The sequence below is a fragment of the Stappia albiluteola genome, from assembly GCF_014050225.1.
Classification (GTDB): Bacteria; Pseudomonadota; Alphaproteobacteria; order Rhizobiales; family Stappiaceae; genus Hongsoonwoonella; species Hongsoonwoonella albiluteola.
Genome location: NZ_JACFXV010000038.1, coordinates 23488 through 36561, shown reverse-complemented (window position 1 = coordinate 36561; position 13074 = coordinate 23488). Strand labels below are relative to the sequence as shown.

Annotated in this window: 11 protein-coding genes; all 11 read right to left on the bottom strand. The window is 62.2% G+C overall.

Annotated features, from left to right (window positions below; translation table 11 throughout):
- Positions 1-3: 3 nt before the first annotated feature.
- The 11 genes from H2509_RS03515 to chvE all read right to left on the bottom strand — a co-directional run bounded on the left by H2509_RS03515 (position 4) and on the right by chvE (position 12965).
- Positions 4-1053 carry an ABC transporter permease gene (locus H2509_RS03515; protein ID WP_182162353.1) on the bottom strand — a complete coding sequence of 350 codons (1050 nt, stop codon included), beginning with the start codon at positions 1051-1053 and terminating at the stop codon, positions 4-6.
- Positions 1050-2573: a sugar ABC transporter ATP-binding protein gene (locus H2509_RS03510; RefSeq protein WP_182162351.1), complete on the bottom strand. Its 1524-nt coding sequence runs from the start codon at positions 2571-2573 to the stop codon at positions 1050-1052. The genes H2509_RS03515 and H2509_RS03510 overlap by 4 nt, the downstream gene beginning before the upstream one ends.
- Before the next feature lie 86 nt (positions 2574-2659).
- Complete coding sequence (locus tag H2509_RS03505; RefSeq protein ID WP_182162349.1) at positions 2660-3796, bottom strand: sugar ABC transporter substrate-binding protein; 1137 nt, start codon at positions 3794-3796, stop codon at positions 2660-2662.
- Between the two features lie 102 nt (positions 3797-3898).
- Positions 3899-4633: a FadR/GntR family transcriptional regulator gene (locus H2509_RS03500; RefSeq protein ID WP_182162347.1), complete on the bottom strand. Its 735-nt coding sequence runs from the start codon at positions 4631-4633 to the stop codon at positions 3899-3901.
- 254 nt (positions 4634-4887) lie between these two features.
- Entirely contained in the window at positions 4888-5991 is a 1104-nt protein-coding gene (locus tag H2509_RS03495) for a PLP-dependent cysteine synthase family protein (protein ID WP_182162345.1), read from the bottom strand.
- A gap of 79 nt (positions 5992-6070) precedes the next feature.
- Positions 6071-6979: an SMP-30/gluconolactonase/LRE family protein gene (locus H2509_RS03490; protein ID WP_328804973.1), complete on the bottom strand. Its 909-nt coding sequence runs from the start codon at positions 6977-6979 to the stop codon at positions 6071-6073.
- A gap of 32 nt (positions 6980-7011) precedes the next feature.
- Positions 7012-7929 carry a dihydrodipicolinate synthase family protein gene (locus tag H2509_RS03485; protein ID WP_182162343.1) on the bottom strand — a complete coding sequence of 306 codons (918 nt, stop codon included), beginning with the start codon at positions 7927-7929 and terminating at the stop codon, positions 7012-7014.
- A gap of 52 nt (positions 7930-7981) precedes the next feature.
- The gene (locus tag H2509_RS03480; protein ID WP_209001775.1) at positions 7982-8923 is read right to left on the bottom strand and encodes a Gfo/Idh/MocA family protein; all 942 of its coding nucleotides are present in this window, start codon (positions 8921-8923) and stop codon (positions 7982-7984) included.
- A 31-nt stretch (positions 8924-8954) separates the two neighbouring features.
- Positions 8955-10160 (bottom strand): multiple monosaccharide ABC transporter permease, encoded by a 1206-nt coding sequence (gene mmsB, locus H2509_RS03475; RefSeq protein ID WP_182162341.1) that lies wholly within the window; start codon positions 10158-10160, stop codon positions 8955-8957.
- A 128-nt stretch (positions 10161-10288) separates the two neighbouring features.
- Positions 10289-11809 carry a multiple monosaccharide ABC transporter ATP-binding protein gene (gene mmsA, locus H2509_RS03470; RefSeq protein WP_182162339.1) on the bottom strand — a complete coding sequence of 507 codons (1521 nt, stop codon included), beginning with the start codon at positions 11807-11809 and terminating at the stop codon, positions 10289-10291.
- Between the two features lie 91 nt (positions 11810-11900).
- The gene (chvE, locus tag H2509_RS03465) at positions 11901-12965 is read right to left on the bottom strand and encodes a multiple monosaccharide ABC transporter substrate-binding protein (RefSeq protein WP_182162337.1); all 1065 of its coding nucleotides are present in this window, start codon (positions 12963-12965) and stop codon (positions 11901-11903) included.
- Between the last annotated feature and the right edge of the window lie 109 nt (positions 12966-13074).

Here is a 13074-nt window from a genome sequence, read left to right as displayed (position 1 = left end):
GGCCTACCTGAACAGATCGAGCTGGTTCTTGACCCTCAGCGTGCGGAAGGCGCCGAAGGAGACGGCAAGCAGAAGGACGACGCCTTCGATAAGCGGCTGCAGGAGCGGGTCGATATCGAGGATGCGGAAATAGAAGGAGATGACCCGCAGGATCATCGCGCCGAACAGGCTGCCGATCGCTCCGCCGACACCGCCAAGCAGCGAGGTGCCGCCGAGCACGACGGCGGCGATCGAGTTCAGCGTATAGGCGCCGGCCTGCTGGATATCGGCATTGCCGGACGATGTCTGGATCGCGAGATAGAGGCCGCCGCACGCCGCAAGGAAGCCTCCGAGCGTGAAGGCTGCGATCTTGGCACGGTGGATCGGCAGGCCGGACATATAGGCCGCGCCTTCCGCCGAGCCGATGGCATAGACCGTCCGCCCGGTTACCGAGCGGCGGAACGGCACCCAGACGACGAAGGCGACCAGAAGAACCAGGATCACCGGAACCGGGATATCGGCGAAAGGCCTGAGCCACCAGGCATTGCCGCCGTCGGCGAAGCCGTAGGTGTCGGCAAGATCATAGACGGAGTTTGTCAGTGCCCAGCTCAGGTCGTCATCGACCTTGCCGCCCGGTTTCGGCCGGATCAGCAATGCAAGGCCAATGGCGATCGCGCCGGTCGCCAGAGTGGCGATGATCGGCTGGATCCGCCCGTAGACGACGATGCAGCCATTCATCAGACCGAATGCCGCGCCGGTCATCAGGGTCAGCAGCACGCCGAGGAGGATCTGTGCCGGCGAGCCATACAGCAGCTCCGAAGCGACGCAATTGGTGAGCGTCATCACCGCGCCGACGGACAGATCGAGGCCGCCCAGAAGGACGGGCAGGGTCTGCGCCATGGCGACGAAGGCGATCGCAACCGTTTCATTGGAGTTCTGGATCGCGACGGCTGAGGAAAAGCCCCTCGGATGCAGCACGTTGTAGGTCGCAAACAGTACAATGAACAGCAGCACCGCCGTTGCGAAGCCGAGGTTCTGCAGCAGCCAGCGCCTGATACCAGCCTTGCCCTTCATGCTGCCTCGACACCGATGTTGAGGGAGGCGGCGACGAGGCTTTCCTCGGTAATGGCATCGCCTTGCTGCTCGCTGACGACCCGGCCGCCATAGAGCACCGAAACCCGGTCGCAGCAGCCGATCAGCTCGGCATAGTCGGAAGAATAGAAGAGGATCGCCTTGCCCTCGTTGGCGAGTTCGCGCATGAGCCGGTAGATCTCCTGCTTCGTGCCGACATCGATGCCGCGGGTCGGGTCGTTGAGGAGGATGATATCGGGATCGGTCATCAGCCATTTGGCGATCACGACCTTCTGCTGGTTGCCGCCGGACAGCGTCATCACCGCATCCTCGGCCGAGCCGATCTTGATGTTCAGCTTTTCAACTCCCTCATCGACCGCCTGGCGGGCAAGAAGCGGGTCGATCAGGGGGCCGCGCGAAATCTTCGAGAAGGAAGCCGCCAGGAGGTTGTCGGCGATCGGCATGCCGAGCATCAGGCCTTCGGTCTTGCGGTCCTCGGGAACGAGGGCGATGCGCGTGCGTGCGGATTTGGCGGCTGCCGGCGACGATGGCAGGCCTTTGCGTCCGCCGACGATGACCTCGCCTTCGACGTCCCGAAGCACGCCGAAAAGGGCCAGCAGCAATTCCTTCTGGCCCTGGCCATCGAGGCCGCCGAGGCCGACGATCTCGCCGCGCCGCAGCGACAGATCGATACCGTTCAGCCGGTTTTCCCACTTGAGATTGCGCACGCTCAGCAACTCCTCGCCGCGCTGATCCTCCGGTTTGCTCGGCGGTTTGGCGGGAAACTGGGCTTCGACATCGCGGCCGATCATGAGGCGCACGATCTCGCGCTCGCTCTTCTCGCCCTTGGCGAAGGTCTCGATATGCTGGCCGTTGCGAAACACGGACAGCGTGTCGCACAGCGCGTCGACCTCGTGCATGCGATGCGAGATGAAAAGGCTTGCGATGCCGTCCGCTTTCAATTCAGCCAGCAGGTCGTAGACCGTCTGCACGTCACGGGAGGTGAGGGCGGAAGTCGCCTCATCCAGGATCAGCACCTTGGGATTGCGCCCGATCGCCTTGGCGATTTCGACCATCTGGCGGCGCGAGAGCGACAATTCCCGCACCAGGGCATTGGGGTCGACATCCTCGCAACGAACGCGCGCCAGCAATTCTTGCGCGCGGGCGACCTGGGCGCGCCGGTCGATGAGGCCGAAGCGTCGCGGCGGGTCCGAGATGGAGATGTTGTCGGCGACCGAAAGATCCGGGACAAGCGACAGTTCCTGAAACATGCAGACGATGCCGGCGGCATTGGCGGCTGTGGGCGTGGGGAAAACAATGGGCCTGCCTTCGAGCAGCATCTCGCCGGTATCCGGCTGGAGAACGCCCGCCATGATCTTGATCAGCGTGGATTTCCCGGCGCCATTTTCGCCCAGAATTGCGTGGATCGAACCGGCCTTGCAGGCGAAATCGACATTCTCCAGGGCGCGAATGCCGGCAAAGAATTTGGATATGCCGCGATATTCGACAATGGCGTCGGTCATGCGCACGCTCTCGCCGCTTAGGGTCAGGAAATCGGGAAGAATGGCCCCGGTCGGAATACCGGGGCCGAAGGAGTATTGCGTCGCGACTATTTCACGTCGGCTTCCGACTGCGACATGATCGCCGGGCCGGAAATGTTCACGCCGCAGGGCGGGAACTCGTTGACCGTGAAGAAGTTGTCCGGCAGGTCGGTCCAGTAGTTCACGCCGTCCTGCAAGGTCGAATAGTCCGCGACCGGAAGCGGTACGGATATGAGCTGCGGCATGACGTTGCCCTCAAGTGCGGAGAGCGCCGCCTTCATCGCAATCGCCACGAGGCCGGGCGACTGACCGATCGAAATGCCTTTCAACCCGTCGCCGGAATGTTTGGCGACCAGCTTGCGATAGCCGTTCTCCGATTCCCCGGCGATCGGCACCATCGGGTGCTCCGCATCGATCATTGCCTGGACGACGCCTGTCGTGCCGCCCTGTGCGGCGATGGCATCGAACTTGCCATGAACGGCGATGGCATCGGCGGTCACCTTCTGAGCGGTGCCGTCGTCCCAGTTGCCGACCACCTGCACCACCTCCCAGTCTCCGCCGGAAGCCTCCAGCACTTCATGGATGCCGATCGAACGGTCGCGGTCGACGGAATTGCCCGGCAATCCGCGAACTTCCAGGATCTTGCCGGAGGTCTTGCCCTGGTCCTTCAGTTCCTTGAGCAGGAATTCCGCCCAGGTCCGGCCCATGGCGAGCTGGTCCTCGTTCACCTGCATCACCTTGTCGGTGTCGAGCACGTTGTCGAAGGGGACGACCACCACGTTGTTCTTGTCGGCCAGACGGATGACGCGGTCGAACCCGTCGGGTGAGACCGCAATTGTGACGATGGCGTCGAAGCCCTGATTGATGAAGTCCTCGATGGCTCCCAGCTGCGCCGGCGCATCCGTACCGGTGGACACGACCTTGAATTCCTTGATCTTGTCCTTGATCGCCGGATCTTCGGCAAAGGCCTTTGCCGTCTTGATCATCTGGATGCGCCAGGTATTGCCGACGAAGCCGTTGACGACCGCGATGCGATAGGGGCCCGGCTTGGCTTCCCACTGGAAATAAGCCGTATCGTCCGACCAGGGGGCGAAACATCCGGGATCGGCGCCGGGTCCCTGCACGACCTGCGGCCCGGCGGCTGCCATACTCACCGACAGCGTCAGCGCTGCCAGGGCAGCGGACCATTTCCAAGCTGCTTTCATAGCATTTCCTCCCTTGCGCGCCTGCTTTCCTGGGTCTTCCGGCGGGCCGGCGCTGCCCGTCACCGCGCTTTCGGTAATGCACGGACTATGAAGCTCTTTTCGTCAGCTCGACGCTTCCATCTCCTCGTTGAAATATTTGAACCCTTTCATGAGATGGCCGCGGAGCCGGTACTGGAAGGCCAGCCGATCCCGTGCCGACAGGGCGTCGATGACTTCTTCGTGCTCCGAATAGGTCTCGGTCTTGAATGTCCTGCGGGTCTTGCCCTTCTGCATGATGCGCAGGATGATCGGCTTCATCACCTTGTAGACGTCGAGGATCGCGGCGTTGTCGAGGATTGCGATCAGCCTGACATGGAAATCGAAATCGACTTGCGAAGCTTCCGCCATGTCGTGAATCCGGGAAAGATCCGCATTGATGCGGCGGAGATCGTCGATATCGCGGTCCACCAGCCTGTCGAAGATCTGCTCGACGGAGCCGACCTCGAGCAGGGCGCGGAAGGCCTGAACGTCGCTGAAAGTCTTGAGGGAGACTTCCATCGTGTTGAAGGAGAACAGCTCGAAGGCGCGCGACATGCGATTGTCGGTGATCGTCGCCCCGACCTTCGGCCGCACGTCGACCAGACCATAGGCCTTGAGAATGCGCATGGCTTCGCGGACGGTGTTTCGGCTGGCGCTGAATTGCGCGCACAACTCGCGCTCCGTGGGCAGGCTGTCGCCCACTTTTAGTCCGGCATCCGCGATGAGCTCGCGAATCTGGTGCACGACCGAGTCAACGGCCGAAGCGTTTGCCGGCGCCATGTCGAGTGGCAGCGCACCTTCCACCATATTCACCGCCATCCCCCAGATCGGAAAACCGGATCAGATTGGCCTGCGACTATTTGTTGGACCAGAAACGTAAGGCCGAGGCGTCCGGGCTGTCAATATGCGGACGTAAGGTAATGAGCGGAGCGCGGCAATCTGTCAAACTAATGAACATAAAAGGCGAATATTCGTTCTGGTTTGGCGCGCGGAGAATTCGTGCCTGCTACTGAGAGCAGGCTCTTATTTGTTGTACCAGATCGCACTATGACCTGAACAAACGGACATGGTGGCTAGACGAATTCCCCGCTGTCGAGGAATCGCTCTATTCTCTCGCGGTATGGCGCAATGTCGATCTCGTTGCTTCGCAGCCAGTCCTCATCGAAATAGGTCGAGGCATATCGGTCACCGCTGTCGCAGATGAGCGTCACCAGCGATCCTTCGCGCCCTTCCTTGATCATGCCGGCGGCAAGCTGGCAAAGGCCGTAGAAATTGGTGCCGGTCGAGCCGCCGACGCGGCGGAACAGGCGTTCGGATAGGACATGCGCGGCGGCGATGGACGCGGCATCGGGTATGCGCAGCATGTGGTCGATCACGCCCGGCATGAAGGAAGGTTCGACACGCGGTCGGCCCACGCCCTCGATGCGGGACGGGGTTGGGCAGGTGACCGACATGTCGCCCGAGACGTAGGCGTCATAGAATGCCGAGTGCTCGACGTCGGCGACGCAAAGGCGCGTGGGGAGATTGCGGTAGCGGATGTAACGTCCGATCGTCGCCGAGGTGCCGCCGGTGCCGGGGCTCATGACGATCCAGTCCGGGACCGGATGAGGTTCGCACTCCATCTGGCTGAAGATGCTTTCGGCGATATTGTTGTTGCCGCGCCAGTCCGTCGCCCGTTCCGCATTGGTGAACTGGTCGAGATAATGGCCGCCCGTCTCCCGCGCCAGCCTCTCGGCGGCCTCGTAGACCTCGCCCGGCTTTTCGACGAAATGGCACGTGCCGCCGAAACGTTCGATCGCCTCGATCTTCGCCCGGCTGGTGGTGCGCGGCATGACGGCGATGAAGGGCAGGCCGAGCAACTGGGCGAAATAGGCCTCGCTCACGGCAGTCGAACCGGAGGACGCCTCGACCACCGTCGTTCCTTCGCGGATGTAGCCGTTGCAGATGCCATAAAGGAACAGGGAATGGGCCAGCCTGTGCTTCAGGCTGCCGGTGGGATGGGACGACTCGTCCTTCAGGTAGACCGAGAGCCCCTTGAGCCCCTTGAAGACGGGATTGAGGAGATGCGTGTCTGCCGAGCGCCGGCGATCGCCCTGTAGCAGCTCGATCGCCCGGTGCGTCCATGACCTGTCCCGGCATTGGGGTCGGGAGAGATCGACCGGCTCGATGATGGACATTCCTCACTCCAGTGTCCGTGAACAGGGAACAGCTTTCCAAGGGAAAGCCGTTCAGGAAAGCCATCACTTTATCCTGCTTTCAGCCGGTTTGCTGGATTTCGTCCGCCAGGAGGAATGCCGCGTCGGGCTTCCCCCTGAAGTCGCCATCGATCAGGTAGGTGAACCCGGCGCCCGGATCGGCCGCCCGCGCTGCATCCGTGTAGCCTTGCCATGCGGAGGTTACCAGCATGCAGTCAAGGCGCTGTCCGACGAAACAGGGGCAGCTCGTCTGAGCCGCGGGCACTTCGAAAGTCCGGACCAGCGTGCTGTCGGGCGCAAAGCCCGAGACGGAACCGCCACCCCAGGCGGCATTCCACAGGAGCCCGTCGGCATCCGTCACCGAGCCGTCGAAATAGCCGCCGAGCGGCAGATCCTTCGCCTCCAGAAAGGTCTCCGGTTCGCCGACAGGCAGGCCGGTCGAAGGGTCGAGCGCGACACGCCAGACGATGTTGGCTGCGGTATCGGCGAAATAGCCGGTCCTGCCATCGGGCGAAAAGCAGATGGAATTGGGAATGGTGATCTTGCGAAACAGCGTCCGGATGTTCCGGCCATCGAACCAGTAGATCGCGCCGGCCTGCCATTCGGCATTCTTGCCCATGGTGCCGATCCAAAGCCTGCCCGAGGGATGCACGCGTCCGTCGTTCGACCGGTTCGCTGGCTTGTCCGCCTCGAGGGGGGCGAGCAACGACAAGGAGCCATCGGCAAGGCGGCGCAGATAGATACCGTCCTCCATGGCAAGAAGCTGCCGCCGGTCGTCGATCCGGGCGACCAAGGAGGCCATGCGGGGAAGGGGATGCCCAAAGGTCTGCCCCGTCGCGAAGCGGTGTTCGAACAGGGCCTTGCCGACAATATCGAACCACCAGGCGCTGTCGCTCGAGCGATCGTAATGCGGGCCTTCGCCCAGCTCGCAGCGGTCGGCGGGAAGTTTTTGGATGTTCGCCTTGGTGATGGTCACGCGGAGCGCTCCTTGCGTCCGATTGCTTACTTGCCCCACTTCAGCGCGAGTATGTCGAGGTCGCGCGCCAGTTCGAGAAGGCGTGTTTTCGTTCGATCCGACATCGGCTTCAGCGGGTGGCGCACCGCATCGCTGCGAATGACGCCGCCCTCCATGAAGACGGTCTTCGTCGCCCGCAACCCGCATTGACGGTTCTCGTGATTGATCAGCGGCAGGCAGGTGGTCCAGTGGGCCAGGGCCGCCGAGAGATTGCCCGAGCGATGTTCCGCGATGATCGGACGGATCTTGTCCGGGAACATGGCCGAAGTCATGCTGCCGGTAGCTCCCGCATCGAGATCGGCAAGCAAGGTCGCGCCCTCTTCACCGTCGAATGGGCCGGCGATGTGATCGCCCGCGGCTTCGATCAGCGCGGCCAGCTTGTCAGCGGCAAAGGGGCACTCGATCTTGAAATAGGAGACATTCTCCAGTTCGCGCGCGAGCCTTGCCAGAAGATCGACCGAAAGCGGAACGCCGGAAAGCGGGGCGTCCTGGACCATGATCGGGATGCCGATCGCGTCATTGACCGCCCGGAAATGCTCGAAAATGCCCTGGGGCGCGGGGAACAGACCCGAGCCGTGATAGGGCGGCATCATCATGACCATCGACGCGCCCATGCTTTGCGCATCCCTGGCGCGGCGTGTCACGATGTCGGTCGAGAAATGGCTGATCGTGACGATCATCGGTACCCTGCCCGCGACATGTTCCAGGCTGAGGCGCATCAACAAGGCGCGCTCCTCGTCGGAGAGGAGGAATTGTTCGGAGTAGTTCGCGAGGATGCAGATGGCGTCGACACCCTGATCGATCATGCAGTCGATCACGCGACGCATGCCGTCTTCGTCGACACGGCCATCCTCGTGGAAGGGCGTGGGCGCGACGGGCAGAATGCCGGTGAGAGCGTCTTTCATCTGAAGTCCTTTCGGTCGACTTTCTGTCTGCGGCTGCGCATTTCAGGCGGTGTCACTCGTGGAACGGTTCGACGACCACCCGCCGGCCGAGCAGGAAAGCATCCGCCACAAGCGCCATGGGCGTGAGGTCCATATCTATTCCGCGTGAGCCGGCGAGAGTTGCCATTTTGGCGTATAGGCGCGGATACTCGCCGTTCAGCGGTCCGTTGGCGCCACACGGCACTTCCTGAATCACACCATCGATCAAGAGCTTCGCGCCTCCGTCCAAGAGGCGAAGACTGCCGGCTGTCGTTTCGATCTCGATCGTCCAGGTCTGCTCGCCCTGCTGGCGGAAGTCGAACTCGGCGGTTGCCTGCGCGCCGGAAGGATGGGCGAAAATCAGATCGGCTGCGATCGGAGTTTCGCAATTCTCCGGAAATGACAGTGTCGCCGAGGCGATATGGATCGGGTCGGGCAGGATTTCCGTCAGGATGGAGAGGGCATTGATGCCCGGATCGAAGACCCCGAGGCCGCCCGGCTGCCAGATCCATGCCTGGCCCGGATGCCACCGGCGTACATCCTCCTTCCAGGTTATCTTGAGACGGAGGATGCGCCTGTCCGCAAGCCAGGCCTTGGCAGCGGCGACCTGCGCTGCCTCACGCGAATGCCAGGTGGCGAAGATCGAAACGCCGGCCTCGCGCGCCATGGTTTCGAGCGTCCGGCATTCCGTCAAGGTCGCTCCCGGGGGCTTTTCCAGCATGACATTGCGTCCCGCCCCGATCGCCGCGACGGCAGAGGCAAATCGCGGCACGGGCGGCAGGCAGAGCGATATCGTCTCGATATCCGGACGAGCGTCCAGCAGCGCCGCGATATTGCTGAAGGACTCAACGCCCTCCACGGTGCCATGGCGGGATACCGTTGCCGCCAGCTCCCAGTCCCGCGAAGCGCGGATTGCGGGAACGTGCTGGTCGCGGGCGATCTTGCCGATGCCTGCCAGGGCGATCTTCATGGCCATGAGTCCGTCTTTCGTTTGCGGCGGTCCTGCGTCAGCCCTGCTTCTGCTTGTTGTAGACGTCGAAGCAGACAGCGGCGAGGAGCACCAGCCCCTTGATGACCTGCTGGTAGTCGATGCCGATACCCATGATCGACATGCCGTTGTTCATCACGCCCATGATGAAGGCGCCGACGACCGCGCCGACGATCTTGCCGACGCCGCCGGACATGGAAGCGCCGCCGATGAAGACGGCTGCGATCACGTCGAGTTCGACAGCGAAGCCGGCCTTCGGCGTCGCCGTATTGAGGCGTGCCGCGAAGATGAGGCCGGCAAGGGCGGCCAGCATGCCCATGTTGACGAAGGCGAGGAAGGTCAGCCGCTCGGTCTTGATGCCCGAAAGCTTTGCCGCCTTCTCGTTGCCGCCAAGAGCGTAGATCCTGCGCCCCAGCGTCGTGTTCTCGGTCAGGAAGGCGTAGATCACCGTCAGCACGACCATGGAGATCAGGACGTTCGGCAGGCCGCGGAAGGTGGAAAGCTTGTAGGCGACGAAAAGCAGGGCGCCGGCGACGATCAGGTTGCGGGCGATGAAGAAGCCTGCCGGCTCGCCCTCGATGCCGTATTTCCGGTTATGAGCCCTGTCGCGCACCCCGAGCCAGACGATCAGCGCAACGGCGACGAGGCCGGCGGCGATTGCCGTCACATTCGGCCGTCCAACGCCGAAAATGTCGGGAATGAAGCCGGTCGACAGCACCTGGAAGCTCTGGGGGAATGGTCCGACGGACTGCCCTTCGAGCAGCCAGAGCGACAGTCCGCGGAAGACGAGCATGCCGGCAAGCGTGACGATGAAGGAGGGGATCTTCCAATAGGCGACCCAATAGCCCTGGGCGGCGCCGATCCCGATACCGACCATGACGCAGGCGAGAATCGCCAGCGGCACGGGCAAGCCCCACTGCACGATCAGGACCGCGGCAAGCGCGCCGATGAAACCCATCACCGAGCCGACGGAAAGATCGATATTGCCGGAGACAATGACGATCAGCATGCCGAGCGCCATGATGATGATGTAGCTGTTCTGCAGGAACAGGTTGGTGATGTTCACCGGGCGCAACAAGGTCCCGTCCGTCACCACCTGGAAGAAGACCATGATGGCGATGAGGGCGAACAGAAGCCCGTACTCGCGCATATGCTTGACGAGATAGGCGCCGATCCCGTTTGTTGCTCCGGCTGGCTCGGCGCGGGTATCCACCGCTTCCACCATCAGCCCCTCCTCCCTAGGGCATATCCCGTCAAATCTGAACCGGATCTGACGAAAAGGATATGCTTCAACATATTGATATTGGAGCGATTTCTTATCACGAAAACGATCCAGTCTTCGTGGAAAGCGCTCTAATCGGTCACGATGAGCGACATGATGCGCTCCTGGCTTGCCTCGGCGGCGGTCAGTTCGCCGACGAGCGTGCCTTCGTTCATCACATAGATGCGGTCGCACATGCCGAGCATCTCCGGCATTTCCGAAGAGATCATGATCACCCCTTTGCCCTGTGCCGACAGCTCGTTGATGATGCTGTAGATCTCGAATTTCGCCCCCACGTCGATGCCGCGCGTCGGCTCGTCGAGGATCAGCACTTCCGGCCCGGCGAACAGCCACTTCGACAGCACGACCTTCTGCTGGTTGCCGCCGGAAAGGTTCACGACCTTCTGGAAGACCGAGGGCGTGCGGATGTTCATAGCCGCGCGGTATTTTTCCGCGACCATCGTTTCGCGGGCCTCGGAAATGACGCCGCGCGTCGAGACAGCCTTGAGATTGGCGAGCGTGATGTTGCGCTCGATCGTCTCGTCGAGAACAAGCCCGAGCGTTTTCCTGTCTTCCGTCACATAGGCAAGGCCGGCGGCAATCGCGCGATCGACGCTCGACACGTCGATGGGCTCGCCGCGCATCAGCACTTCGCCCGAGATGTTGCGGCCGTAGCTGCGCCCGAAAATGCTCATCGCGAGCTCGGTGCGCCCGGCTCCCATCAGCCCGGCAATGCCGACGACCTCCCCCGCGCGCACCGTCAGGTTGGCGTCATGGATGACCTGGCGGCCGGAGTGTTCCGGGTGCCAGACGTTCCAGTTCCTCACCTCCATCAGGATGTCGCCCGCCCGCCTCTCGCGGTCCGGATAGCGGTGCGCCATGTCGCGGCCCACCATGTCCCGCACGATGCGATCTTCCGTCACGGGTTCGGTGCGCGCGTCGAGCGTCGAAATCGTCGAGCCGTCGCGGATGACCGTGATACGGTCGGCGACGCGGCGGACCTCGTTCAGCTTGTGGCTGATGATGATCGACGTGACGCCGTGCGACTTGAGCTCGAGAAGCAGGTCCAGCAATGCCTGGCTGTCGGCCTCCGAAAGGGCCGCTGTCGGTTCATCGAGAATGAGCAGCCGGACGTCCTTGGAGAGTGCCTTGGCGATCTCCACGAGCTGCTGCTTGCCGACGCCGAGACTGTCGACCAGAACGGTTGGCGGCTCCGCCAGTCCGACTTTCCTCAACAGTTCCTCTGTCCGCCGGAAAGTCTCGCGCCAGTTGATGACGCCGCGCGCCGCGCGCTCGTTGCCGAGGAACAGGTTTTCGGCAATCGACAGAAGCGGCACCAGCGCCAGCTCCTGGTGAATGATGATTATGCCGACGGCCTCGCTGTCATTGATGCCGGAAAAGGCAGCCAGCTTGCCGTCATAGTGGATTTCGCCGTCATAGGTGCCGGATGGATAGACGCCGGAAAGCACCTTCATCAGCGTCGATTTTCCAGCGCCATTTTCACCGACAAGAGCGTGGATTTCGCCCTCCATAACGGTGAGATTCACCGTGTCCAGCGCCTTCACGCCTGGAAAGGTCTTGGTGATGGAGCGCATCTCCAGAAGGGCCGTCATCGCCGCACCTTGATTGCCACGCCTTCGTTGCCGGCCTGCCCGCGTGTGAAGAAAACGCACGGGCAGGCTGGTCCGTGGCGGCTTTATGGACTTACTTGATCTGGTCCAGCGTGTAGTAGCCGGAGCCGATCAGGATGGCTTCCCAGTTCGACCCGTCGACGGAAACCGGCTCGAGCAGGTAGGACGGCACGATCTTGACGCCGTTGTCATAGGTCTTGGTGTCGTTGATCTCGGGCGTGGAATCCTGCAGCAGGGCATCGACCATGCCGACGGTCACGCGCGCGAGTTCGCGGGTATCCTTGAAAACGGTCGAGTACTGCTCGCCTGCAAGGATCGACTTGACGGAGGGGACTTCCGCATCCTGGCCGGTAACGATCGGCATCTTGAGATCGCCCGATCCATAACCGACGCCCTTCAGCGAGGACAGGATGCCGATGGAAAGGCCATCATAGGGGGAAAGGACGCCATGGACCTGCTTGTCGGTGTAGTAGGCCGACAAAAGGTTATCCATGCGGGCCTGCGCCACCGCGCCGTCCCAGCGCAGCGTGCCGACCTTGTCCATGCCCATCTGGCCCGAAACGATATTGATCTTGCCCTCGTCGATCAGCGGCTGAAGGACGCTCATCGCGCCGTCGTAGAAGAAGAAGGCATTGTTGTCGTCCGGCGAGCCGCCGAAAAGCTCGACATTGTATGGCCCGTCGCCGAAGCGATCCTTCAGGCCGCCGACGAGCGAGGACGCTTGCTGCACGCCCACCTTGAAGTTGTCGAATGTCGCGTAATAGTCGACGTTGCCGCTGTCGCGGATCAGACGGTCGTAGGCGATCACCTTGATGCCGGACGCCGCGGCGTTTTCCAGGGCATTGGACAGGGTCGTGCCGTCGATCGCGGCAATGACCAGCACGTCCACGCCCTTGGTGATCATGTTCTCGATCTGGGCGAGCTGATTTGGAATGTCGTCTTCGGCGTACTGCAGATCGGTTGCATAGCCGGCCTTCTGGAATTGCTCGACCATCGAATTGCCGTCAGAGATCCAGCGAGCCGAAGACTTGGTCGGCATGGCGATGCCAACGGTACCCTTGTCCTGAGCAAGTGCTGGAGCAGCAAGTAGTCCTGCGCCAAGCGCAAGCGCGGACAGCGCGGAAACGAGTTTCCTCATCAGTTCCTCCCGAGAAATGCGTAACCGCCTGCCGCCCAAACGTCAGATCGACAGTTTCGAGCTGGCGGTGCCGTTGCGGATCCTCCCGATCCACCCGCAGATAAAAACA